The sequence below is a fragment of the Paraburkholderia lebeckiae genome, assembly GCF_050436225.1.
GTDB classification, from domain to species: Bacteria; Pseudomonadota; Gammaproteobacteria; order Burkholderiales; family Burkholderiaceae; genus Paraburkholderia; species Paraburkholderia tuberum.
This window is the reverse complement of record NZ_JBNDLU010000002.1, coordinates 3,794,427-3,820,056: the sequence shown is the minus strand read 5'-3', so window position 1 is coordinate 3,820,056 and position 25,630 is coordinate 3,794,427. Positions and strand designations below refer to the sequence as shown.

At 62.4% G+C, this 25,630-nt stretch carries 13 protein-coding genes and 1 pseudogene; 11 read left to right on the top strand and 3 right to left on the bottom strand.

Annotated features, from left to right (window positions below; translation table 11 throughout):
- The first annotated feature begins 222 nt into the window (after positions 1-222).
- From OKW45_RS32180 to OKW45_RS32170, 3 genes are all read left to right on the top strand, one after another.
- Positions 223-1,377 (top strand): pyridoxal phosphate-dependent aminotransferase, encoded by a 1,155-nt coding sequence (locus OKW45_RS32180; RefSeq protein ID WP_429472970.1) that lies wholly within the window; start codon positions 223-225, stop codon positions 1,375-1,377.
- Positions 1,378-1,440: 63 nt separating this feature from the next.
- Positions 1,441-2,235 carry an ABC transporter substrate-binding protein gene (locus OKW45_RS32175; RefSeq protein ID WP_429472969.1) on the top strand — a complete coding sequence of 265 codons (795 nt, stop codon included), beginning with the start codon at positions 1,441-1,443 and terminating at the stop codon, positions 2,233-2,235.
- 141 nt (positions 2,236-2,376) lie between these two features.
- Complete coding sequence (locus OKW45_RS32170; RefSeq protein WP_429472968.1) at positions 2,377-3,249, top strand: AraC family transcriptional regulator; 873 nt, start codon at positions 2,377-2,379, stop codon at positions 3,247-3,249.
- 40 nt (positions 3,250-3,289) lie between these two features.
- Here OKW45_RS32170 and OKW45_RS32165 read toward each other — a convergent pair whose 3' ends face one another.
- Positions 3,290-3,877, bottom strand: a complete 588-nt coding sequence (locus OKW45_RS32165) for a LysE family translocator (RefSeq protein WP_018418951.1) — start codon at positions 3,875-3,877, stop codon at positions 3,290-3,292.
- Positions 3,878-4,531: 654 nt separating this feature from the next.
- On the opposite strand from OKW45_RS32165, the gene OKW45_RS32160 reads away from it, so the two are divergent.
- Entirely contained in the window at positions 4,532-6,049 is a 1,518-nt protein-coding gene (locus OKW45_RS32160; RefSeq protein WP_429472967.1) for a sensor domain-containing diguanylate cyclase, read from the top strand.
- Between the two features lie 115 nt (positions 6,050-6,164).
- On the opposite strand, the gene traT (OKW45_RS32155) is transcribed toward OKW45_RS32160, so the two are convergent.
- Together traT (OKW45_RS32155) and traT (OKW45_RS32150) are read right to left on the bottom strand one after the other, a co-directional pair.
- The gene (traT, locus tag OKW45_RS32155) at positions 6,165-6,449 is read right to left on the bottom strand and encodes a complement resistance protein TraT (RefSeq protein ID WP_429472966.1); all 285 of its coding nucleotides are present in this window, start codon (positions 6,447-6,449) and stop codon (positions 6,165-6,167) included.
- A complete protein-coding gene (gene traT / locus OKW45_RS32150; protein WP_429472965.1) occupies positions 6,424-6,792 on the bottom strand; it encodes a complement resistance protein TraT in 369 nt (122 codons plus the stop codon). Before traT (OKW45_RS32150) ends, traT (OKW45_RS32155) begins: the two co-directional genes overlap by 26 nt.
- A gap of 56 nt (positions 6,793-6,848) precedes the next feature.
- On the opposite strand from traT (OKW45_RS32150), the pseudogene OKW45_RS32145 reads away from it, so the two are divergent.
- The 7 genes and pseudogenes from OKW45_RS32145 to OKW45_RS32115 all read left to right on the top strand — a co-directional run.
- Positions 6,849-7,142: pseudogene (locus OKW45_RS32145) on the top strand (site-specific integrase); the annotation flags it as partial.
- A gap of 628 nt (positions 7,143-7,770) precedes the next feature.
- Positions 7,771-9,960: a two-partner secretion domain-containing protein gene (locus tag OKW45_RS32140; RefSeq protein WP_429472964.1), complete on the top strand. Its 2,190-nt coding sequence runs from the start codon at positions 7,771-7,773 to the stop codon at positions 9,958-9,960.
- 20 nt (positions 9,961-9,980) lie between these two features.
- On the top strand, positions 9,981-11,810 hold the full coding sequence (locus OKW45_RS32135; RefSeq protein WP_429472963.1) for a ShlB/FhaC/HecB family hemolysin secretion/activation protein: 1,830 nt from the start codon (positions 9,981-9,983) through the stop codon (positions 11,808-11,810).
- Between the two features lie 10 nt (positions 11,811-11,820).
- Positions 11,821-12,729 (top strand): peptidylprolyl isomerase, encoded by a 909-nt coding sequence (locus tag OKW45_RS32130; RefSeq protein ID WP_429472962.1) that lies wholly within the window; start codon positions 11,821-11,823, stop codon positions 12,727-12,729.
- Between the two features lie 84 nt (positions 12,730-12,813).
- Positions 12,814-13,437, top strand: a complete 624-nt coding sequence (locus OKW45_RS32125) for a CC0125/CC1285 family lipoprotein (protein WP_429472961.1) — start codon at positions 12,814-12,816, stop codon at positions 13,435-13,437.
- Positions 13,438-13,602: 165 nt separating this feature from the next.
- Positions 13,603-25,305 (top strand): two-partner secretion domain-containing protein, encoded by an 11,703-nt coding sequence (locus OKW45_RS32120; RefSeq protein WP_429472960.1) that lies wholly within the window; start codon positions 13,603-13,605, stop codon positions 25,303-25,305.
- Positions 25,305-25,547, top strand: a complete 243-nt coding sequence (locus tag OKW45_RS32115; RefSeq protein ID WP_429472959.1) for an Imm74 family immunity protein — start codon at positions 25,305-25,307, stop codon at positions 25,545-25,547. The genes OKW45_RS32120 and OKW45_RS32115 overlap by 1 nt, the downstream gene beginning before the upstream one ends.
- Positions 25,548-25,630 lie beyond the last annotated feature (83 nt).

The following is a 25,630-nucleotide window of genomic DNA, read 5'->3' as shown; positions in this document are numbered from 1 at the left end:
GCATTCCCCGAAATCCACACCGCGTCCCCGCAAGCCATGAACCCGCCGGCTTAGGCCTGCGTAGAGCGGCTTCGCGCGCGCCATGAAGAAAACGCATGCCGCGCATGACAAAGTTTCGATTGTGAGCGTTCTTTGACTGATGCCTAATCACCCCACCGGAAGGAACGCCCCGCCGCCGCCATTCGCGCGGCCGCCGGCGGGTGTAGAAAGGGAGAAAGTCTTATGCAGAGCGCCATGCAAGCCCGCTCGAAGCTGCCGGACGTCGGCACCACCATTTTTACCGTGATCGGCCAACTGGCCGCGCGACACGATGCGTTGAACCTGTCGCAGGGCGCGCCGAATTTCGCGCCGGACCCCAAGCTCCTCGACGGCGTCGCGCAGGCGATGCGCGCCGGCCACAACCAGTACGCGCCGATGGCCGGCATCGGTGCGCTGCGCGAAGCGCTCGCAGATAAGGTCGAAACGCTGTACGGCGTGCGCTACGACCCCGCCAGCGAGGTGACCGTGCTCGCGAGCGCGAGCGAAGGTCTTTATTCGACGATCAGCGCGCTCGTGCATCCGGGCGACGAAGTGATCTACTTCGAGCCGTCGTTCGACAGCTACGGCCCGATCGTGCGCCTGCAGGGCGCGATGCCGGTCGCGATCAAGCTGTCGCTCGATCACTTCCGCGTGAACTGGGATGAAGTCGCCGCCGCGATCACGCCGAGGACGCGCATGATCATCGTCAACACACCGCACAATCCGACCGCGACGATTTTTAGCGACGCCGATATCGAGCGGCTGAAGGCGCTCACGCGCAACACCGACATCGTGATTCTGTCCGACGAGGTCTACGAACACGTCGTGTTCGACGGCGCGAAGCATCAGAGCATGGCGCGCCATCAGGAACTCGCCGAGCGCAGCGTGATCGTGTCGTCGTTCGGCAAGTCGTACCACGTGACCGGCTGGCGCGTCGGCTATTGCCTCGCGCCCGCCGCGCTGATGGACGAGATCCGCAAGGTCCATCAATTCATGGTGTTCTCCGCCGATACGCCGATGCAACACGCGTTCGTCGACGCGCTCGCCAATCGCGACAGCTACCTCGGCCTGTCCGACTTCTATCAGAAGAAACGCGATCTGCTCGCGCATGCGCTGCGCGAGTCGCGCTTCGAGCTGTTGCCGAGCGAAGGCAGTTTCTTTATGCTCGCCCGGTTCCGCGGCTTCTCCGATGAAAGCGACAGCGATTTCGTGCTGCGCCTGATCCGCGATGCGCGTGTCGCGACGATTCCATTGTCGGCGTTCTACACCGACGGCACGGATTCGGGGCTGATTCGCCTGAGTTTCTCGAAGGACGACGCGACGCTGCTCGAAGGCGCGCGGCGTTTGTGTGAAATCTGAGCGCGCGAGAGCCACTCGAAGTATCGAAGTCGTCGAAGTATTCGAAGTATGAAGGGAGATGTTATGAAGTTGCTCAAGTGCTTGTTGGCGCTGGCCTGTGCCGGCGCGTCGCTCGCAACATCGTCGGCCACAAGCGCCGCCGATACCGCGACGCTGCGTTTCGGCCTCGAAGCGCAGTACCCGCCGTTCGAGTCGAAAGGACCGAACGGCGAACTGCAAGGGCTCGATATCGACGTGGGCAACGCGGTCTGCGCGGCCGCGCACATGACGTGCAAGTGGGTCGAAACCTCGTTCGACGGCCTGATTCCGGCGCTGCAAGGCCGCAAGTTCGACGCGATCAATTCAGCGATGAATGCGACCGAGCAGCGCCGCCAGGCGATCGATTTCACGACCGTCGTCTACCGCGTGCCGTCGCAGCTGATCGCGCGCAGCGACAGCGGTTTGCAGCCGACGCCTGAGTCGCTGAAGGGCAAGCGCATCGGCGTACTGCAAGGCTCGATTCAGGAGACCTTCGCTAAGGTGCATTGGGAACCGGCCGGCGTGATCGTGCTGCCGTATCAGGATCAGAACCAGGTCTATGCCGATTTGACGGCTGGCCGTCTCGACGGCACGCTCGTGCTCGCGCCGGCCGGACAAACGGGCTTTCTGTCGAAGCCCGAAGGTAAGGGCTACGCGTTCGTCGGTCAGCCTGTGCGTGACGACAAGATTCTCGGCAGCGGCATCGCATACGGCATTCGCAAGGGCGATACCGCGCTGCGCGATCAGCTGAACGCCGCGATCGCTAAGGTGCAAGCCGACGGCACGGTGAAGACGCTTGCCGCAAAATATCTCGGCAATATCGACGTCAGCGCGAAGTAATCGCGTAGCGTTCGGGCGGCGGCGCCGTTTACGAGCGGCGCCGCGCGTTCGCTTGTTGGCCATGCGTTTGACGGCTACGATACGTAGGCTTCGCGAAGTCGGAGACAACGGCGAAGTCGGCGGATCAACCGGAGAGCGCGCATGAGCGAGACGATCGAAGCGGCAAGCGCTGCGAACACCGCACGCGCAAAAGGCGCAGACGCGCCGCGCTTCTGGCGCAGCGCGGCGCTGCCGTTCATCGAGGCGCGTTCCATCGACGATGGCCGCAAGGTCTGCTACGCCAAACATTCGCACGAAACGTTTTCGATCGGCGCCGTGACGGGAGGCCGCAGCGTGTATCTGAACCGCCACGCGCGGGAATGGGTCGGCACAGGCGCCGTCGTGATGATGAACCCCGACGATGTGCACGCGTGCAACCCGGTTGCCGGCGAGCGGTGGTCGTATCGGATGCTGCACGTCGACGTTGCGTGGTTGACGAAACTGCAACACGAGCTGGGCTTCAACGAGAACCATGCGTTCCGCGCGTTTTCGCAGATCATGACGCTCGATGCCGCGCTGTTCGACGGCCTGAACCGGCTCTGCGCGATTCTCGCCAGTAACGACGACGACAACGACACCCTGCGCAAGGAAAGCGCGGCCATCACCTTCTTCTCCAGCGTGCAGCAAACGCTCAATCCGGCGAGCATGCCCGAGCGTGCCGTGAGCGGCCAACTCGCGCGCGCCGCGGAGTACATCGCCGAAAACTGCACGCGCGCGCTGAAACTCGACGATGTGTGCGAAGCCGCCGGGCTGTCCGCGTCGCACCTGATACGCGCGTTCAAGCTGCGCTACGGCATGACGCCCCACGCGTATCTGATCAACCGACGCATCCAGTACAGTCGCGCGCAACTGCGGCTCGGGGCACTGATCGCCGATGTCGCGCTCGATGCCGGCTTCGCCGATCAGGCGCATTTGCAGCGCACCTTCAAGCGGCTGGTGGCGGCGACGCCGGGTCAATATCGCAGCCGAGCGTGATGCGGCATGAAGCCACGTCAGGAAGCAGGCGCGGCTCGCGTCATTCCACGAGCAGATACATCGCACTGAGCGCGAGCAGCGCCGCCATCACGCGATTGAACACCCGGACCCGCTTCGCTTCACGCAGATGCCTGCGCAAAAACGTGCCGGCATACGCCCAGCTCGCGATCGATAGATAGCAGATCACGAAGTACAGCGCCGTGAATTGCCAGACGAGCCCGCCGTCGCCGCCTGCCGCATACGCGCTCATGCCGGCCAGCGACGCGAGCCACGCCTTTGGATTGAGCCATTGCATGGCCGCACCGTGCGCGAACGACGGCCCGCGCGCGGGCTTGTCCGCGCCGAGCTGGCCGTTGTCGATGGTGAGCTTGTAGGCCATGTAGAGCAGAAAGCCCACGCCCGCCCATTTGACGATCTCGATCAGATTGGGAAAGCGCGCGAGCAATTCGTGCAGGCCAAGGCCGATCAACAGAAGCAGCAACGTGAAACCGACCGTCGCGCCAGTGACGTGCCGCAGACTCGCGGCGAGCCCGTGCTGCGCGCCGGCGCTCAGTGCGACGACGTTGACCGGGCCGGGAGAAATGGAACTGGCGAGCGCGAACGCGGCCATCGAGAGTAATGCGGTCATCGGATGCCTCGAAACGTGAGTGTGCGAATGGATTGCGACGCTCAACGGTAACGAGACGGCGAGGGCGTGTATTGAAGGAAATTGCCCAGTCGAAAAGCTGGGTAAATCCGCATGCGGCTTCAACGGATCACAAAAACATAATGCGACGACGCGATAACGCGATAACAAACACGCGTTTGATTTAAAAATAAACACGCGCAAACGTTGCCGAGGAAGAACAATTTTTGAATTATCAGGTAAATTCTGATTATCGAAAACTTATGATGTGCCCCTATGCAGCGGGGCGAATATTCGACCCGATAAACAGTCCGGAGCCTCGAAAAACCGGCGATACAGGGTTTAACAACCTTCGCGCAAAAAACCAATGGATTCGGCGCGCGGTGAATGCCTTGCATCAGTATCGATAGACCGGTCCGTTTCCGCTGGAAACGCGCAGTCGAAAGGGAGTGCGTGTGGGTCTCCATGTGAGCAGGCAGAAAACTGCGGAAGAAACGAGCGAGCTGTGTATCGCGTTATTCGGCGGCTGGTGCGAGAGCAAATGCGTGATTCCACTTGCGTATGGATTCGCTATCTGCTGGGTGCTCTGTCCCAACAAACCGTAAGCGTAGTGAGCACTTCGACAAACTGACTCCCGCCGTTGGAAACGCAGAGCACATGATCCACAAAAGAAAGGGCCGGTTTTGCGTGCTGATCGCACGGGCGCACAGATGGCGGATGCCACGCGATGGCGTCATCTACGCGGGATGCGGCGTGGTGCTCGCGATGCTCGCTCTGTGTGGCTACGCGCTGTATCAGAGCCGCGAGGATGCGATTGCGCGCGCACTCGATTCGACGCGCGATGTCGCGACGATCACCGAGCGCGACATCGCGCGCAATTTCGAGCTGTACGCGCTGTCGCTGCAGGCCGTCGCCGATGGCCTCGGGCGTCCGGGCGTGCTCGATTCGCCGCGTCTGCGGCGCGAGATCCTGTTCGATCGCGCGGCGACCGGGCAATACGTCGGCGCGATAGTGGTGATCGACGCAGTGGGCAACGTCGTGATCGATTCGGATAGCGACGTGCCGCGCGGGGGAAACCTCTCGGACCGTCCGTACTTCAGGATTCATCGCGAAGATCCGGATCTCGGGCTCGATGTCAGCGCGCCGTACTACTCGAGACTCAGACCCGGTTCGCGCAGCATCGCGCTGAGCCGGCGACTGTCCCGGCCCGACGGATCGTTTGCGGGAATCGTCGCGCTCGGTATCGATCAGGAGTATTTCACGAGCCTGTTCGCGGATCTGCGGATCGGGCAGCATGGCTCGGTGTCGATCGTCAGAACGGACGGCACGGTCATCGTGCGACGGCCCGACGATCGACACGTGACGGGCAGCGACATCAGCACGACGGCGTTCTTCCAGCACCTGCTCGCGAAAGACGAGGGCAGCTTTATCGCGTCTTCGTCGCTCGATGGCGCCGAGCGGCTTTACTCGTTCAGACGGATTCCGCAATTGCCGCTGATCGTGCTGGTCGCCGAGGCGACCGACGATATCTATGCGAGCTGGTGGGGGCGCGCGCTGACGATCGGTTCGCTGATGCTGATCTTCGGGATCGGCGTGATCGTGTTGGCGGCGTGGCTCGGCGCCGAGTTGCGGCGGCGACAGCGGGTGGAGCACGAGCTCGAACGGCTTGCCGGCACGGACGGACTCACCGGCCTGCCCAATCGCCGCGCGCTGTGCGAAACGCTCGACCGCGAATGGCTGCGCGCGCGCCGCACGGGCAGCGTGTTGTCGCTGCTGTTCGTCGATATCGATCACTTCAAAGCCTACAACGATACGTATGGTCACCAGGCCGGCGACGTCGCGCTGACCGCCGTCGCGCGCTGCATCCGCAGGGCGATCCAGCGGCCGGGCGATTGCGTCGGTCGATACGGCGGCGAGGAGTTCGTCGTGGTGCTGCCGGATACCGACGTCGCCGGTGCCGGGGTGGTCGGCGAGAACATCCGCGTGGCGATCGGCGAGTTAGGCATCGCGCACCTGGGCTGCGAGTTCGGTCGCGTGACGGTCAGCATCGGCGCGACCACGTCGCGGTCGGATCGGGTGAGGGATGTCAGCGTCGTCGTTCGGGCTGCCGATGAGGCGTTGTATACGGCAAAGGCCGGTGGCAGGAATAGGGTCGCGCAGATGGGAGTTGGGTGACCGGTCGCTCCTGATTTTTCTGCGCCGGAGATGAAGAAGGGTTGCGACGCTTTCGCGTGCAACCCTTTCTGAATTTCAGCGATGTGCTACCTCGCGCTGGTTGTCGATGTTTGGCTTAAAACGAGCCAGCGATAACGCGCACCAGCCCACTGAGCAGCGGCGGCGCTGCTTCAGCGAACTCGAGATTCACCTTGTTGGCGACGCTCAAGATGCGGGTCTGATACGTACGATAGTTCGTATCTTCGCTGTAGGTCACGGTTGTGCCGCCACTGTTGCCTTGGTGCAGGTTGTGTGTGGAGTTTTCGTGGCTCGCTACGCCACTGTGCTGGCGCTCCTTGATTTGCACGTCGGTAATGGCGGTGTAGTACACATCTTTAACGCAGCGTTGGGACCAGTTCAATCAGGCCGCCAGCGAGGGCCGCGCCAGCGATCGGCGCGGCATGCGTGCTACCAAACGATGCCGCGGCGGCCGCGCCAAGGAAGGCACCGCCAAGAGGGGCGCCATATCCGCCGAATGCTTCCTGGGCCGCCGACGGAGCGACCTTGCCTACCTGCAGGATGTTTGCCTGAAGAATATATTGCGCGTGGTCGGGGTCTCCGACGATGCGGTATCCCTTGCCCGAGACAGCCGCTTTCACGTCAGCCGCGATGTCGAAATCAGCCTTGTCGGAGGTATTGCGAATCTGCACGAAAACAGTCTTTTTCGAATCGGCGACCGGGTCCAGGAAGATCGTGTCCGACATCTTTGTCTGGACATCGAGGTCGTGCTTGCTGATCGCAACCTGGGTCGCCGCACAGCCGCTGGGTGGACGATGCGCCAGCCTACAAGGGCATTGTTCCAACCGATGCTTACAAGGCACGGGATGTTCGCGACGTTGTCCCATGCGTCAGGGCCAAGGACGGCGACTCGTTGCAGCGGGAGCAACTGACGGTGTGGTTTCGCGAGGTTCGCCAGATTGCCAACCCGGTTCATAGCGCTTACCTGCAAGGCCTGCTGATCACCGGTGCTCGACGCGAGGAATGGGCGGGGCTGCGCTGGACAGACGTCGATTTCCGCTGGCGGAGTCTCGTGCTGGACGATAAGGTGGAGGGAATCCATGTATCAACCTCAGCCGCGATCCAGCGGTTGCTCACGCCACTGCCCTTGGCGGAGACATTGACCGGTAGGGGAAAACTACTGTCATACGCAGGGTCTGCGGGATTCATGCGGGCATACACCGAACTGCGCGACAACCCTGTGCGCTGCTGGACTTCTACGCAACGCAGCAAAACCGCGAACAGCTGCCATCGCGCCGCCTTCGCGGTTGACGGCGGCTTGTTTCAGCGCCTCCAGATCTTTCGGAGCTTCTGCGCCTGACTGTGCGCCACTGGTCTGCAACTGTGCGAGCTTGCTTTGCGCGTCGGTCACTGTTTTTCCCAAAGTTCGGGACCGTGTTGGTCTGCTCGATGCTCTGATCGAGGCCTTGGTAATAGCTCTGGCAGTCGTTCTGGCTATTGCGCTCGCGCGGACTCCAGTCCAGCAATATGCCTTGCCGAGATGTGCTTTTGCCGACTTTCCGTTTCTGAAGGCAAAACGTAATAAAAATATTTCCAGATGTTTCTAAAGTACCTCTCGGCACGGGCCGTTATTCGTCTTACGAATGCTGCGGCCGCGAGGTCGTGTTTGCGTATTGAACGAATCTACCAAGAGAACCCGCAACGAACAGTTGCGTGAAACAGGAATGTCCAGTAGCGCACGGGGAAGCAGCGCCCGCCATGGGAGCGGACGTCTGCGTCAATTTCATTTCAGGCTTATTATCGCCGCACTCGCTGCCGCGCCATGCACTATATATGCGGTTGGCATAACTGTTGACGGGGGAACATTAACCTCGGTTTCAACAGCTGCAAATGGCCATCAGACGGTCAGTATCGCTCCAGCCTTTGCGGGCGTTTCGAGTAATACCTACAGCAGTTTCAATGTAGACGCAGCCGGCGCTTCGCTTAATAACGTCGGTATCAATGCTCGAACGATTGTCAATCAGGTAACGAGTACCAATCCTGGTGTTATTAGCGGTCGAATCGATGTGCTCGGCTCGCGTGCGAACGTGGTATTGGCCAATCCGAACGGCATTACGGTTAATGGCGGTTCATTCGTCAATACGGGCCGTGTCGCACTGACTACCGGACACGTCAGTTTCAAGGACACCATTCCGGTGGCGGGCATTCCGGAACGCGACATCGTGCTCGACACCAGCACCGGGACGATCGTCGTCGGACCGCAGGGATTGGCGAGCGCGCTGATCGGACTCGATCTGATCGCGAAGAATGTGCAGATCAACGGGCCGCTCACCAACGGCTTCACGTCGCAGACCGCCTACGTGCGCGCCGTGGCGGGCAACAGCAATGTCACGCTGAACACGGCGGTTTCGCCGAACGACAACAGCAACGATTGGCTCACGCTGAGTCCATCCACCAGTGCGGCCACGGCCAGCTCATTCGCCATCGATATCACCGCCGCCGGCAGTCTGACCAGCGGCCGCGTGCAACTGATCGTCACCGACAAAGGTCCGGGCGTGCGCAGCGCCGGGCCGATGAACGCGTCGCTCGGCGATTTCACGCTGTCGTCGAACGGGTCGGTGCAGTTCTCCAATACTTCTTTGACGGCGCAAAACAATCTCGACTTGCAGGTGCAGGACAGCGTGACGTTGTCGGACACGAAGCTGAAGGCGAATAGTGGTTCGGCGACCTTGACCGCGAGCGGCGCCGTCAGCCTGACGGGCAGCAGCGTGCTCGCCAATGCCGGTGTCGATGTGAGCGGCGCGGGCATCGCGCTGGCGCAGGACGCCACGGCGCAGTCGGTGATCGCTTCGACCACCAGCGGCGTGGTGCTGACCAGTACCGGCGATATCACCAACGTCGGTTCGCTGATACAGGGCCAGCAGAAGAACGCGCTCGATACGGCATCGCTCGCCGCGGTCACGTTGAACGCCACCGGCAACATACTGAATCAGTCGACACCCACGGGCCTGCTCGGCGTCGTGTACGGCGCGGCCGGCGATGTGTCCGTGACGGCCGGCGGCTCCGTGACGAATCAGAACGCACGCATTCTGTCGAACCAGAATCTTACGATCACTGCAGGCGGCGACGTCGACAACATCGTCGATCATTCGAGCGGCGTGAACGGCGGCGCGCCGGTCAGTTATTCAGACCGTAGCTGGCGCCTGATTTTCGTCGAACATCGCGACGACGGTTTCAATGTCGACTACGGTGCGCTCGCCGATCCGGACAAACTCTCCTACATGAGCGCCAACGTCGGCAACGTGACCATTGCCGCGCAGAACGTGCACAACATCGGCGGCACGATTCTCGCGCAAATCGACCCGAAGAATCCGACCGTCGGCGGCTCGATTTCGATCACCGCGCGCGACCAGTTACTGACGCAGGCGATCTTCACCGGTCAGGCGTCGTTTCATCAAACGTGTTTCTTCTTCTGCAGTTCGAGTTCGTCGAGCAATGTGCAGGGCTACGGCGGCGTGATCCAGGCGAACAATGACATCGCGCTGAAAGCCGGCACGCAGATCACCAACACGGGTGGCCTGGTGTCGGCGGAAGGCACGCTCAAACTCGACGCGCCTAAAACCCTCGCACAAGCTGTACTTGGCTACACGGCGATCAACCGTACGCACGACCTCAAAGCGTGGTTCGGTAACGCTTGGTCAGCGATCTTTGCGGCCGACACGGGTGGTCTGTTCATCGGTGGCAGCGGCCAGGTCGAGTTGACCGGCGAGGCGGATATTGAAGGTGGCGCGTTCAACGCGCCCGGCGACATCAAAGCCGCGGGCGGCGTGAACACGATTAGCGCGCCGTATCGCGCACCGGTCACGATCGGCAATCACAACCATCTCGGCTTCGTGTCGTGGTTCGGGCTATGAGGCGGGCTATAAAGCGGGCCATGACCCGGACCATGAAGCGCCGCACGCCCGGGCTTGCGCGTTGCACGCTGGCGATACTCGCCGGCGCGGCAGCGGTGCGCGGGTTCGCGCAAACGCCGCCGGGTTTGCCGAACGCGGCGGCATTAGGCGGCGTGCCGTTCGGTGCACCCGCGCGCGCCGAACAGGATCCGGCGCAACGGCTCCTGCAAGAGCAACGCGATCGCCAGCGGCGCGACGAAATCCAGCAGCCGCCTCCACAGATCGAAGTGCCGCAGCCGACAGTGGTCAATCTGCCTGAAGGCGCGGATGTCGAAACGCTGCCCGACGTCGAGCCGCTGTTCAAGATCGACCACATTGATTTCATCGGCGACACCGCACTCGGCAAAAGTGAGCTCGACAGGATCGCCGCGCCTTTCATCGGCAAGCAACTCGGCCGCAACCGTATCAACCTGCTGCTGCGCCGTGTGACCGAGGCGTTCATCGCGCGCGGCTACATCACGACGCGTGCGTATCTCGGCGCGCAGAATCTTGCCTCCGGTACGCTGAAAATCAACATCGTCGACGGCAAAGTGTCGGCCTTCACGCTGAATGGCAAACCGCTGCGTCCGCGCGATCCGAACGAGCCGTGGTACAGGACACACGGCGGCGGCCTGCTGACCGACGCGGGCACCGCGTGGTCCTTCGGCGACAGCACGGGCGACGTGCTGCGCTTGCCGGATCTCGAACAGGGTGTCGACCAGATCAACCGGCTGCGCCGCAACCAGGCCGAAATCCAGATCATGCCAGGCGAGACGCCGGGCGATTCGGTGGTGGCGATCACCAACCACTACGGCGACCGCGTTTTCTACGACCTCGGCATCGACAACTATGGCAGCTCGCAAACCGGCACGCTGCGCTATCGCGCCGGTGTCGAAGCGGACAACCTGACCGGCTTGCAGGAGTCGCTGTCGTTCAGCTACGTCGGCACGCAGGACAGCAACGCGGTGGTGTTTTCCGCGGCGGCGCCGTACGGCTATCAGACGTTCAGCTACACGACGTCGCTATCCGAATACCAGCAGATCATCAGTGATGTCGCGCTGCTCCAGGGCCGCACATTCAGCCAGATTCTCGGCTGGAACGACGTGTTGACGCGCTCGCGCACCGGACGCACCAGCGTCGACGTGACGCTCACCAAAATGCGTACGGAACGCAGCCTGAACGGAATCGACCTGGCGCCGCAGGACCTCACGGTGTTGCGCGTCGGCCTGAATGGCTTACGTCGCTTCGTCGCGCACGATCAGGCCGCGGCCGCGACGTGGGACGTCGGCGTGTCGCAAGGCTTGCCGTGGCTCTCCGCGAGTCATGATGCCCCCGATATCGACGAAGTCGATGCACACAGCCAGTTCACCAAAGTCGACGCCACCGCCACGCTACAGGTCGCGCTCGGCACCCTGGCGGGCACGCAATGGACCTATCGCGGCACGTTGCGCGGCCAGTACAGCCACGTCGCGATGTTCGGCAACGAGCAGATCTTCCTCGGCGGCATGGATTCCGTGCGCGGCTTTACCGAAGGCGGGATTGCCGGCGACAGCGGCTTCTATCTGCGCAACGAGGCCGCGTGGCAGAACGTGCCGGTCTGGCACGACGCCCATCTCGAACCGTACGTCTTTCTCGACGGCGGCAAATCGCATCTGGTCGCGCAGGGCGGCTGGCCGACGCTCATGGGCACCGGCATCGGCGCGCGCGCGCAATGGCGCTACAGAACACAAACCGTCACTAGCGAGGTGCTGCTCGGTCAGGCCTTGCTCCAACCCGCAGCACTCGGGAAAAAAGCCACCGTGCTGCTCGCCACACTCAACTGGTCACTCTGAAGAGGTTCATATGAAACATCGTCCGATCACAGTCAGGATTCGCAACGCCACGTTGATCGCCACGCTCGGTCTTGCGGCCGGTTTGCTGCCTGCAGCGCATGCGGCCAACAGGCCCAAGGCAAAACCTTCGGCCGACAAGGCAGCGGATGCCATCGGTGGTCCGTTGCCGGCCAACGGCGTGGCACGCGTCAACAACGTCGTGATTACGCAGGACCAACTCGACCAGGCCGTGCGTGCGTTGAACGTGCCGGATACGCCCGCGTTGCGCGCGTCGGTCAAGAATCAGCTGATCGCGCGTGAACTGTTCCGCCAGGCTGCCGAGAAGCAGCATTACGAATCGCGTCCGCAAGTCGTGGCCGCGGTCGAACAGGCGAAGACGGCCGCGATGACCGCCGCGTATCTGCGCGATCAGGTCAAGCCCACACCCGTTACCGATGCCGATGTGAAGGCGAAATACGACGCGATCGTCGCGACCCTCGGTGACAACGAATACAAGCCGAGTGCGATCGCAGTGAAAGATGCTGACACCGCTCAGACGGTGCTCACGCAACTGAAGAAGGGCACCGACTTCGCGCAACTCGCGAAGCAGTACAGCCAGGGCCCGGGCGCGGCGCAAGGCGGCGCGATGAACTGGGTTTCGTTCAAGACGCCGATTCAGGCCGGTATCACACAGAACTGGCCACAGCCGCTCGCCGAAGCGCTCGTCAAGTTGCCGCAAGGCGGCGTGTCGAGCACGCCGGTGCAAATCGGCGACGCGTACTGGATTCTGCGTGTCGACGAAAAGCGTCCAACGCAGATTCCCCAATACGACGAGATCAAGGACGCGCTGCGCAAGCAGCTTGAACAGGTCGCGCTGGAGAAAGCCACGGCACAGGTCGTGGTCGATCTGATGAAAAACGCACGCATTCAGCAGCAGTAAAAGCGATCGACAGGCAGGTCAGCGGCTGCCTTGCGCACCAGCGGGCCCTTTTGCGAGTTTGATCAGAAAGAAGGAATCGGGGAAATGAAGTCGAACATCAAGAAAACGGTACTTGCCTTCGCGGCGCTGGCAGCGACCGCGGCCCTGACGGGATGCGCCACTCCGTATCAGTCGGAAGGTTTGACGGGTGGGTACAAGGACAGGCAGATCGATGACCAGACATTGCATGTTCAGTTCTGGGGCAACGGGTACTCGACACAACAGGCGGTGCACAAGTACTTCCTGTACCGCTGCGCTGAGCTGACGCAACAGCATGGATTCAAATACTTCATGGTCGTTCCGCCTGCAATGTCGGGCGCGCTTGCACCGACCGGCGACCTCGTCCGCAGTTCGGGGTTTGACTACAGCATGATGCAAAAGACTGCCTATTACGTGCCAATCATCATCCCCAGCGGTGGTGGAGGAACAAACAGACATGAGGAATCGGCAGACATCCGGATGTTCAACGACGACGCGGTATTGACCATGAAGGTTGCCGGCTGGGACGCGGCCGAGATGCTGGAACAACTGGGCCCCTTCGTTCACAGCAGCGGCCAGACAGCGGGGGACATTCCGAAAGCCTGGGTCTTCGAACCTGGCAAACCCAAGGTACGCGCACAAGACCTGTTGCCCACCGCGCCAAAGAAGGACGTGGCTGGGGGAACCTGACTCGAAAAATGAGCGGCCGTTCTCTATTCACGAGAGCGGCAAATCTCCGTGTGACAGAGCTTTGAATCACGGAGTGCAGCGGACGGGGAAATATCTGCTGCACGTGAAGCGGGGCGGCCAATCCGCTTCACGCCAGACAAGAAACGAAGAAAAACGAGAAAGACCATGAACGCGTCCACGCGCAACGCTTTACGACAACTCGAGCAAAACCGTCAGGCACACGACGAGCGGCACGATCGCGGCATGCAGTCCGCGCGGCTGCGCTGGTCGGTGCCGATGCCTGCGCGTGCGTATCGCGTGTGGCAGCGCGCGGTCTCGGCGCTGGTCGCGTTGACGCTGTTCGCCGGACCGCTCTCGATCACGTTCGAGCAAAGCCGTGACGCTGCCGGGGTGCTGGCTGCCGGAAGCCATCGTCTGGACGACGAAGCATGGGAACGCATCATTGACCTGAGCGCGGTGCGTATCCGCTTTGCGATGCAAATGGCGCAGGCCGCGCCGATTGTCGATCCGACCGCGCCGATCACGTTTCAACCGAAGATCACGCAGACCACCGGCGCGGGTGGCGGCGTCCCTGTCGTGAACATCACCGCGCCGAACGCGGCGGGGATTTCGCTCAACAAGTATCAGAGCTTCAACATCGATCCGGTCGGGCTGATTCTGAATAACAGCCAGATGGGCGGCACGTCGCTCACCGGCGGCGATCTGCAGGCGAATCCAAATCTCGTGGGCCGCCCAGCGAGCGTGATTGTCAATCAGGTGACGTCGACGGGCGCCGCGTACGCGAGCCTGCTCAACGGGCCGCTCGAAGTGTTCGGTGCGCCAGCCACCGTCATCATCGTGAATCCCAACGGCATTACGACCAACGGCACGGGGTTCACGAATACGATCGGCGTCACGCTGTCGACCGGTACGCCCCAGTTTCTGAGTGATCTCAAGGGCACGGTTACCGACTTCGATAACGCGCAAGCGGTCGGTTATAGCGTGACCGGTGGCCATATTCAGATCGAAGGCAACGCGGGCGTAAATGGCCCGGGTGCCGGTATTGAAGGCACGGTCGGCACGATCGAACTGATCGGCGAAACCATCGGGATCAATGCACCGCTGTATGCAGGCCAACGGATCAACGCGATTGCCGGGCGCCAGTTCGTGCTGCCGTCGGCGGTGAGCAGCAACGGCACCACGTATGCGACGTCGGCGAATGGCTTGGACAACTCGGCCAGCGCGATCAATAGCGCCAATGGCCATGCCAACAATGGTCTTGCCATCGACGCCACCGCGTTCGGCGCGATGACCGCCGGCCAGATCCAGATGATCGGCACCGCAGCCGGCATGGGGGTGCGCACCGATGCGCAGATGGCCGCGAATACCGGTGATTTGCTGCTGTCGTCGAACGGTGACCTGACGGTGAACGGTTCGGCCGCGCAACAGCAGGCCACGCTGCAGGCGAGCGGCAATCTGTCGATGACCGGCGCGCACGTCGGCATCAGCGGCTACACGATCAATGCGAACGGCGACGTCACGTCGACCGGCACGATTCAGAGCGGCGGCAAGCTCGCCGTCACGGCGGGCGGCAACGTCAACGTGGCGAATGCGCAATCGAACGGCGACACGGCGGTCACGGGCGGCGCGAACGTCACGCTTGGCGACGTGCAGACCGGCGGCGCGCTCGCGGTGACGGCGCAAGGCAACGACGGCACAGGCGATATCAACCTGAACGGCACTTCCGTGATGAGCGGCGCGACGAGCTTGCAGGCCGCGCGCGACATCAACATGAACGGGCAGACCAACGGCAGTACGTTGCAGGCGACAGCGCAGCGCAACGTCAACGTGAACGGCGCGCTGCAGACCTCGAGCGATCTCGGCTTGACCGCGACGCAAGGCAGCGTGACGAACAACGGAACGATCAAAAGCGGCAATAACCTCGCGCTGACGTCCGGTCAGAACACAAGTGTGGTTGGGCAGGCCACCGCGCAGAAGGCCGTCATGGTGACGGCAGGCCAGGACTTCTCAGTGAGCGGATCGCTCGCGAGTGGCACGACGCTCGCCGCCAACGCCGCGCGCGATATCTCGATAGCGGGTTCGCTGCTCGCTGGAACTGACGCGCAGGTGAGCGCAGGCCGCAACCTCGACGTTCCGGGAGTGGTCATCGTGCAGCAGGATGGCGTGTTCAATGCACAGAACAATCTCACCGGCAGCGGGTCGGTGGCGTTCGGCCAGAACGGTACGTTGACGACAGGACAGGACGTCGCGTTCACCGGCAAGCTGCTCGCCAATGGTCTGCAAGTGACGGCGGGCAACAACGCGAGTCTCGCCGACGTACAGGCGGGCGGCGCTTTCAACGTTGCGGCGAATGGTATCACCAGCAACCCGGCGGGTGGTGGCGACGTGACGTTCAACGGCAACGCAGCTTCGGTTGGCGCGGCAAACGTGCAGGCGGCGCGCGATGTGGTCGTCAATGGCACGCTGGCGGGTGGTTCGCAGGTCACGCTGACGGCGCAGCGCAATGTTGCCGTGGCCGCAGCGGGCACCGTGCAGGCGGTTGGCGATCTGTCGGTCGCGGCGATGAATGGCAGCGTGAATTCGAGCGGCACGTTGAACGGCGCGGCGAACCTCGTCGTCAATGGCGCGCATGATGTTGCGCTGACCGGTGCGACGAGCGTAACCGGCGATACCACGCTGACGGCCGGGCTTGACCTGACCATCGGTGGCACGCTGGCGGGGCAGGGGGCGGCGATGCTCAGCGCGGGCCATGACGTGATCGCGGGCGGCAGCAGCGGTTTCGTCCAGGATGCGAACGTCACCGCTGCGAACGACTTGTCGGTGACCGGCGCGTTGCAAGGCGCGGGCGTCTCGCTGACGGCGGGTCATTCGGTGACGTTGACCAACGTGCAGGCGAACTCGGCGCTGCAAGTCGCGGCGAACGGCGGCACGCTGGCGGTCAACGGCCTGGTTGCATCGTTGTCGACGGCGTCGCTGACTTCTAGCGGCGATACGTCGATCAATGGCGCGTTGCAGAGTGCGAACGCACTGAACGTGACGAGCGGCGGCAACACGTCGATCGCCGGCAGCGTCGCGTCGAATGACAACGTCACGCTGACGAATGCAGCGGGCTCGCTGAGGAGTACCGGCAACATTCAGTCGGGCGACAACCTGTTGATCAATGCGGCGCAATCGGTCGACCTCGGTACGCAAGGCACTTCCGCGCTCGGAGACCTGACTGTCAACGCCGGGCAGAACCTGACGATGAACGGCTCGGTTGTCGCGCAAGGCAACGGCACGTTGACGGCCGGCGGCACGATTGCGGGCGCGGCGACCAGCGCGTTCGGCCTCGCGGCGAACGTCAGTTCCGGTGGCGATACGAACCTGTCGGGTTCGCTGCGCGGCGGTACCGTGCAGACGAATGCGGGCGGCTCTGCAACGTTGCATGACGTGCAGGCGGCATCGAGCCTCGCGCTTGCGGCGACTCAGGATCTGAACATCACCGGTGCGGTGACGGGCGGTGCGGCGGTCACGCTGAACGCCGGGCAGAACATCGGCATCAGCGGGTCGATTCAATCGGCTAACGACACCACGCTGACCGCGCAGAACGGCAGCGTCAGTTCGACGGGCACGATTGCAAGCAACGGCGCGTTCAACGCGCAGGCCGGTTCCGACATCAACCTCGGTGGCACGACCACCGCTGCGCTCGATACGACGCTCAACGCAGCGCGCGACGTCAACGTGACCGGCATGCTTGCCGGACAGGGGCAAGGCATCGTGACGGCGAGTCGCGATATCGTCGGCGCGGGCACGATGACCTTCACGCAGGCGGCTACGCTGAACGCGGGCCGCGATGTGGCGCAAGGCGGGCTGATCCAGGGCCAGGCGGTTCAGGTGACGGCGGCGGGCAACATCGGCGTGAACAACGTCGAATCGGCTAGCACCGTCGCGTTGAGCGCGATTGGTACGAACACGGCCAATGGCCCGGGCAATCTCACGGTCAATGGGTCCGTTGCCGCCGCGGGTGCGGTGACGGCGACGGCCCAGAACGATGTGACTGTGGCGACGACAGGCAAGATCGCCAGCGGCACGACCGTCGGCATTAACGCGCAACACGATATCAACGTCGCAGGCGCGGTCGAGTCGGTCGGCGATGCGGTGCTCAACGCGCAGCAGGGCAGTTTGAACGCGACGGGCGGCATCAACAGCGGCGGCAAGCTGAACATCGCGACGGGTCTGGATCTGTCGCTCGGCGCGAGCACGAGCGCAGTCGGCGACGCAACGTTGAATGCGGGCCGTGATGCGCTGTTGAACGGTTTGCTGATCGGCCAGGCGAACGGTTTTGTGACGGCAGGCCGCGATATCGGCGGTGCCGGTACGCAGGCGTTTACGCAAGCGGCGAACTACACGGCGCAACGTGATATCGCGCTGACCGGTGGCGTGCAGGCGAACACGATCAATGCGCTGGGCGGCGACAGCACCACGCTGCACGACGTCAATTCGGCGACGACCTTGACTCTCACTGCAAACGGCAACGTCGGCGGTGGCGATGCGGCGATCACGGGTACGGCGACGGCGCCCGGTCTGGTCACGCTAAGCGGCGCGCGCGACGTGCTGGTCAGCGGTTCGTTGACCACCGGCGATTCGTTGACGCTTGCTGCGCAACGAAACGTGACGGTGAACGGCACGGTGCAAACCACGGCAGGCGATCTCACCGCTACGGCAGCGTCCGGCAGCATTGCGCTGACCGGCACTACGACCACCTCTGGCGCATTGAACCTGACGTCCGCGCTCGATACGCAACTCGGTGGCACGATCAACGCGGCCAAGGATGTGACCGCGCAGGCGGGCCGCGACATCATGCTGACCGGCGCGCTTGCCGGCCAGCTCGGCGGCACGCTGGCGGCATCGCATGACATCAACGGTGCGGGTACGGCGGCGTTTGCTCAGGCAGCGACGCTGAATGCATCGCACGACCTCGCATTGACCGGCGCGCTGCAAGGCGCGAGCGTCACGGTGACGGGTGGCAACAACGCGGGCCTGGGCAGCGTGCAGGCGGTGACCGGCAACCTTGCCGTGACCGCAAACGGTAACGCGGGCGGCGGTGACGTAACACTCAGCGGCACGGCTACGGCGCTCGGTACGCTGGCGCTGCAGGCGACACGCGATGTTGGCGTGAGTGGTGCGATCAACACAGGCGGTACGACGACGATCGATGCCGCGCGCAGTATCGCGCTCGCCGACGTCAACTCGGCAGGCGATCTGACGCTCACTGCGACCAGCGGCAGCGCGAGTGCAGCGAATGTCACGACGCAAGGCAATCTGAATGCGAACGCTGGCCAGCCACTGACTTTCTCCGGTGCGACGACGGTGGGCGGCAATGCGCAACTCACGTCGGCTGGCGACCTGACGCTGACCGGTGGCATCGGCGCACAGAACGTGGGCACCTTGACGGCAGGCGGTTCGATCAACGCGGGTTCCGTCGCGTTTGGCCAGCAGGCTACGCTGAACGCGGGCGGCAGCATCGGTGTGAGCGGCATCGTCGCGACCAACGGCACCTTGAATGCGACAGCGGGCAACGATCTGTCAATGGGCTCGGCGCAAGCCGGCGGCGCGATTGCGTTGCAGGCGCAAGGACACGATGGCGCGGGCGATGTGAGCGTGGGCGGCACGCTTGCCTCCGGGGCGTCGCTCAGCGTGACGGCCATGCGCGATGCGACGATCCGCGGAAATGCTTCGGCTGTCGGCGCGCTCACGGTGACCGCGGGCCGCAATCTCGCGGCAAGCGGCACGGTCGGCGCGAATTCCGATGTCACGTTGAGCGCGAGCGGCGGCATTTTGAGCGTTGGCGGCGCGGTGACGAGTCAAGGCAATCTGAAGGTAACGTCGGGCGGCGCGCTGGCGCTGAATGGTGGACTCGTCAACGGCGACACGACGATTAATTCAGGCGGCAATGCTACGTTGACCGGCGCATTCCTCGGCCTCGGCCTCGCCACTATCAACGCAGGCGGCTCCGTCAACGGCAGTGGCTCGCTGACGTTCGGCAAGGACATCACGGTCGGGGCGGGCGGCGCCATCACGCTTGGGGAGATTCAGGGCGCGGGCCTGTTCACGGCGACCTCGGTTGGTGATATGTCGCTCGGCGCGACGACGGCCGTGGGCAATATGACGGCAAATTCCACGGGCGGCAGTGTTGGCTTTAGCGGCAACGTGCAGTCCGGCGGCAATGTGGCGATTCAGGCGGCCAATAACGCGACCGTGATCGGCGCAGTGTCGTCGATGGGCACGGTCAATGTCGCGGGCACGCACGGCAATGTGAACGTGGCGGGCGTCTCGGCGAACGGCGATGCGACGATGAGCGCCGGGCAGACGCTCACGTTGAGCGGGACTAGCACGGTGGCGGGGCAGTTCACGCTGAACGGCGGCAATGTCACGTTGAGTGGCTCGCAAGGCGGCTCGAAGAATGTGAACGTGAGCGCGCAGGGTACGCTCGATGCGAGCCAGACGTCGATGGTGTCGACTGGCAACATGCAGTTCAGTGGCACGAATGTGACCTTGGGTTCGGCGATTGTCGGCGGGACCTTGACGGCCTCGGCGTCGAATCAGCTCTCATTGGTCGGCGCCGCGATAGATGTGGTCGGCGCGGCGACGCTGACCTCCGGCAATGGCTTTTACAACGCGAGCCAGGTGTTGTCCGGGGGTGCGTTGTACGTGTCTGCCCCGAGTCTGACGAATGCGGCGAACGCGTCGCTGGCGTCGACGACCACGACGACGATCAACGCGACGAACTTCACCAACGCGGGCCTCGTGAATGGCTCGACGACGAATATCTCCGTTGCAGGTAGCCTGAATAACTCAGGCGGATCATTGATGGCCGTGAACGGCCTATCGATCAACACGGGCACGTTGAATAACCAGAACGGGCTCATCTTCGCGGGAAATCCGAATGCACCCGGTGGCCCGACGACTGGCGACGTCTCGCTGACGATCAACGGCGGGGACGGTTCGTTCTACAACGCCAGTGGCCAGATTCTCGCGCAGCGCAACATGGGCATCAGCGCCGTGAACATGGCGTTTGATCCGTCGCAGGGAACGATTAGCCAGGGCGGTCAGCTCTCGATTACCGCGGGGTCGATCAATAACACCGGAACGTGGAGTTATGGCGGTCAAAGTGTGACGCTGACGGGGCTGAACGGCGTCAACAACTACGGCACGATGACCGGCACGGCGCCGTTGACGATCACGACCAATGGCACGTTCACGAACTTCGGTCAGGTCGCCGGCAACGACGTAACGTTCAACGGCACCTTGAACAACGCGGTCGGCGCGGTGATGCATGCGGACGACGCGCTGACGCTCAACGGCAACGCCACGAATCGTGGCACCGTGGAAGCGGGCAACCTGCTTTCGATCAACGGGGGTAACTATGACAACCAGGGCGCGACGACCCAGTCCAACGGCAACATGCAGTTTTCGCTGGGCGGCACGCTGCAGAATACGACGGGCACGATCTCGGCCGCGGGGAACATCACCATCAATGCGGGCGCGGTCGTCAACGATGGTGTTCAGGGCGGTTTGACATCGTCTACCCAAGTGGTTTCGGCGGCCGACGACCCGTCACTGTATGGCTCGATAGTGGTCGGCACGCAGACGGTTTATGGGTTCACGGGCGGCAACGGCGGATCGTATTACGACGCGACCTATACCTACAACGCGACCTTGTCCGACCTGGGCCCCGACCTGGCGAATGGCGTGCTCGACGTGGCGCACAACGCCGCCTTGACCGGCATGTATGGCGCACAACTCACGGAGCCGACGCAGGTCGGCAGCAATTTGCAGCAAGCCGGCGTTTCATATCAGACGATCGCTCTGCCGGGTATCGATCGCACTGTCACGGCTCCAGGCGCCGGCACGCCGGGCACCATCATGGCGGGGGGCAACATCACGCTGACCGCAGGTTCGCTGTCGAACGCCGATGGCATCATTTCTGCCGGCGGCAATGTCAACTTCAACCTTCAATCGCTGAATAACGGTTCGCTTGGAGATGTGACGGCGACGGTCGTGGACACGGTCGACCAGACACAACTCAACGCTTTCATGGCGCAACTGCAGGCGCTGGGGAGCGTCGGCCTTTATAACGCGCCGATCCCCTACGAGCTTGGGGGATACGTGGGCGGCGAAAGTACGGCTACGTTCAATTCGACTGCGTCGGTTCCTGCGAGCATCACGACCACGACCACAACGTTTGGCCAGCAAGGATTGATCGTCGCCGGTCAGGATGTGAACCTCTCGGGCGGCAACCTCGTCAACAGCGGGAATATCTATGCGGGCCGCAATTTCAACGCAAGTGGAGCCCAGTCCTTCAGCAACCAGGGTGAGCGCATCACGTCGACGAGCAGTTCGCCTGGGTGCGCGACGGGCGTGTCGGCCAGCGAGTGCGCCGCCGGAATGGGCTATCGGGGAGACAACCCGACGACAACGAGTTTCAGCTACGCGCAGCAGAGCGCGACGATATACGCCGGCAACGACCTCGTTATCGCCGCCGGCCAGGTCAGCAATACGTATGGCAACCTTCTCGCTGGTCACGACATCGTGATCGGCGGTGTCGATACGACTGCGAGTTCGACAACCCCTGCGCAAGGATTGACCAACACGTCGGGCGAAATCGTGGCGGGCAACAACATCACGCTCAACGTGTCGGGCGCGATAACGAACACACTACCGCCACCTGTGCCTGTGCATCAGGACTACGGTTCGAATGAGCAGTATTCGGGTTGTATGACGGCGGGTGGCTACAGGGAGAGCTACTGCGAGGGTTATGTCGACCAGCAGTCGGGCAGTTCCTCGGTGATCAGCGCGGGCAATAACCTGCAGATCAATGCGGGCAGCCTGACTAACATCGGTAGTCTGATTAGTGCCGGAAATGCGGCGACTATCGCCGTGGCGGGTCCGGTGGTGAATGAGGCACAGACGCTCAATGCGTACTGGCACTCGCACTGGGTGCAGGAAACGGGCATGTTCAGCCCGGACAAACGTCATGACGTCTGGGCTTGCGGGTCGCCGGCCGAGTGCACGGCGCTCTATGGCAGTGCCTATACGAACACGGGGGGCACGATTGATCCGCCGCAGCCGGTCGGCAATATCGCGGCTACGATTCAGGCGCCGAATCTGACCATTACGTCCGGCGGACAGATCCAGAACGTCGGCAACGTGATCGGCACGTCGGTGACGCTGACCGGCCAGAAGCTGATCAATGGCATCACGACGGCCAACACCTATACGCCGCGTGTTAATGGGCCGTCGCAGGTTATTTCGCTCAGCCCGGTGAATATGCCTGGCATCAGCATCACGCTGGAGCATCAGGTGGGCGGCGCGATCCCGACTGCGGTGGCGGGAACGGCTTCGTATGTCGATAGTTCGCTCGGCACGTCGACGCTTGGCAACCTGGGCCCGCAGAATCTGCTCAATGCGCTTCCGCCAAATCTTCAGCCGAGTTCCACGCTGTTCTATTACAACCCGCAGGAAGAGGATCTGGTCTTGCAGCAGGCGGCCTTGCAGCAAACAGGCAAGGCAAGTTTTATTGATGGCTTGACGTACGACAGCAAGACCAACACGTCGGTGACGGAGCAGGAAAAAGCAGATCTGTATCAGAACGCGCTCGACTACGCGACGGCGAACAACCTGCAACTGGGCGATGCGCTGACGCAGGCGCAGGTCAACGCGCTCGACAAACCGATGCTCTGGTACGTGGAGCAGACCGTTCCGGATCCGTCGTGTACGGCGACGGGGCCGGCATTGAACACCTGTCCGACGATCACGGCGCTGATGCCGCAGGTTTATCTGCCGACCAACACGAGTGCGATGTCGGCGGGCGGCAATATCTCGGGGCAGGACGTCACGCTTAATTTCGACAAGGGTAGCGGCGGCAGCATTCTGAATACCGGCAGCATTACTGCTTCCGGCACGCTCACGGTCAACACTGACACGCTGACCAACCAGGCGAATCAGGTCGATATCGGCCAAGTCTGGAGTTCGGTCAAGGGCGGTTACATCGATACCACCGGCACGACGGTTCAGCCGGGTGGTTTCATGAGCGCGGCGAATATGGATCTCAACGTGCAGACGTTGGATCAGATTGGCGGGGCGCTGCAAAAACTCAATGCCGACGGCACCGTCGATCAGGCTGGCACGCAGCAGGTGCTGGCGCAGTTGCAGCAGTCGCTGGGTATGAACTTTACGCAGACTTCGGTGAGCGACGATCTGCATACGGACTTCGTCAAGCAAGGCGGCGGACTGCCGACGTTTGTGGTGGCTGCGATTGCGATTGCGGCATCGATCGTGACGGCAGGGGCGGCAGCGGCAGCGATGGGTGTGGCGATGGCGAGCATGACACTCGGTGAGTCCATTGTTGTCGGCGCGCTGTCGGGGATGGCGGGAAGCGCGGCCAGCCAGATTGCGTCGGGCAATGGATTGGATTTCGGTGCGTTGCTGGAAGCGGGTGCGGTTGGTGCTTTGACCGCCGGGTTGACTAACGGCATCACCTATAACAGTACCACGGGGTCGATCGGACTGGGCAATCTCGACCAGGGGCTGGATAGCCTTCCGCAGAATGTGAGCACGTTGGGGCAGCTTGCGGGTATCAGCAATATTGGCAATTCGCTTGGGCAAGTTACTCAGGCAGGGTCGACTGCGGCGACCAATTTGCCGGCTCAGCTTGCTGCGCTTGGTGCGACCGCGACGATCAACGCAGGGGTTGAGACGGCTATCGACGGTGGGAGTTTTCTCGATAGTCTGAAGACGGCTGGAATCAGCGATCTCGCAGCGGTTGGGGCTTATACGATTGGGGATACGTCCGGTCCACTCACGCTTCAGAACGTGCTGGAACATGCTGCGTTGGGCTGCATTGCCAGCGTGGCGAGCGGAACGGGCTGCGGGGGCGGCGCAATAGGTGCAGGGGTGAGTTCGGTCGCGACGCCGTTCGTTCTGAGCGGGACCGACCCGCAGGCTCAGCAATTGACCTCCGAACAAACCGCACTGGTGGCCGCCCTAGCGACACTGACTGGCGGGGCCGTTGCGTTAGCGGCAGGGCAGAACGGTGCAGCGGGCGGTATGTACGGTGGGAACGAGGCGCTCAACAATGACCTGGGTTCGTTGCTCCATATGCAATCGGCGGTTGCAGCGGCACAGAACGTTTCCGCAGCGGTGTCGAATGCCTGGACGAGCATCGCGAACCAGCAGGCCCAGCAAGCGGTAACTGAATCACAGGTCGCGGCGGGAGTTGGCAAAACGCTGGCCAACAATTTGCCCACTGTTGCGGTAGGCGGCGCAGTCTTAGCCGGTGGAGTCCTGTTCGGTCCGGAGATTGTCGCAGCGTGTTCCGCAAATCTCGTTCTTTGCGCCAATCAGATGGCAATACTCGGGGGCGAGGTCGTTGCGGGTGTGAATGGGATGCCGGCGGGGACGGGTGCTGCGGTTTTGACTGGGGCGGCTTCGGCCACAAACAGCAACCCAGTTGCGACGGAGCCTAACACGGCATTCTTCTGGTCAGGGCGAACTAACGGAGTGGGGGGGCAAGACATTGCAGCCCAAATCGCCCAACTGAACAGCGGCACGACGCTCGAAACGTTGATCGCGCAAAACGGAATCCAGATGCCAGCATGGGACGCGTCGAATCCTGCGGTGGTGCAAGCTTGGCAAGACATTTCCGCGCAGTATGCGGCAGGAGCATCGGGATCCGTGCGCGCAGTCATCGGCTCGAATCTCAGACCTGGCAACGTTTGGGAAACGGCAGAATTGCCGGCGTTGATGAATAATCCCAAGGTGACCCAAATCACAACTATCGACCCTGCAACAGGTTCAAGCAAGGTCATCTTTACCCGAGGCAAGTAATGATTATTGACGTATCACGAGGGCACATCAAGGTGAAAGTCATGGACCGGATTGCAACGGTGGGGGGGGAGATGTTCTTCCCCGGGAATGACAAGCTCGGCTTTGTCGTCTACTCGGATACCATCAGTTTCTGGGATCCGCCAGATGAGGCCATTCGGATTTCGCCGACAGAGAAGCAACTCATATTGGACGATATAAAAGCCGACTTCGCTAAAGGCGGCCACAAGCTTGACATCGAGTAGCCACAAACACGGCGGTTAGTCAGGCAGATCTCAATACGCTTGCGGCGAATGGTGCGAAATTCGCGCCTCAGATGTATTAGCCT

Excerpts from the sequence above, each read along its gene's own strand:
- OKW45_RS32175 (WP_429472969.1), top strand. The coding sequence starts at position 1,441 with ATGAAGTTGCTCAAGTGCTTGTTGGCGCTGGCCTGTGCCGGCGCGTCG.
- OKW45_RS32125 (WP_429472961.1), top strand. The coding sequence starts at position 12,814 with ATGAAGTCGAACATCAAGAAAACGGTACTTGCCTTCGCGGCGCTGGCA.
- OKW45_RS32160 (WP_429472967.1), top strand. The coding sequence starts at position 4,532 with ATGATCCACAAAAGAAAGGGCCGGTTTTGCGTGCTGATCGCACGGGCG.
- traT (WP_429472965.1), bottom strand. The coding sequence starts at position 6,792 with ATGTCGGACACGATCTTCCTGGACCCGGTCGCCGATTCGAAAAAGACT.
- OKW45_RS32130 (WP_429472962.1), top strand. The coding sequence starts at position 11,821 with ATGAAACATCGTCCGATCACAGTCAGGATTCGCAACGCCACGTTGATC.
- OKW45_RS32165 (WP_018418951.1), bottom strand. The coding sequence starts at position 3,877 with ATGACCGCATTACTCTCGATGGCCGCGTTCGCGCTCGCCAGTTCCATT.
- OKW45_RS32170 (WP_429472968.1), top strand. The coding sequence starts at position 2,377 with ATGAGCGAGACGATCGAAGCGGCAAGCGCTGCGAACACCGCACGCGCA.
- OKW45_RS32135 (WP_429472963.1), top strand. The coding sequence starts at position 9,981 with ATGACCCGGACCATGAAGCGCCGCACGCCCGGGCTTGCGCGTTGCACG.
- OKW45_RS32115 (WP_429472959.1), top strand. The coding sequence starts at position 25,305 with ATGATTATTGACGTATCACGAGGGCACATCAAGGTGAAAGTCATGGAC.
- OKW45_RS32120 (WP_429472960.1), top strand. The coding sequence starts at position 13,603 with ATGAACGCGTCCACGCGCAACGCTTTACGACAACTCGAGCAAAACCGT.
- OKW45_RS32180 (WP_429472970.1), top strand. The coding sequence starts at position 223 with ATGCAGAGCGCCATGCAAGCCCGCTCGAAGCTGCCGGACGTCGGCACC.
- OKW45_RS32140 (WP_429472964.1), top strand. The coding sequence starts at position 7,771 with ATGTCCAGTAGCGCACGGGGAAGCAGCGCCCGCCATGGGAGCGGACGT.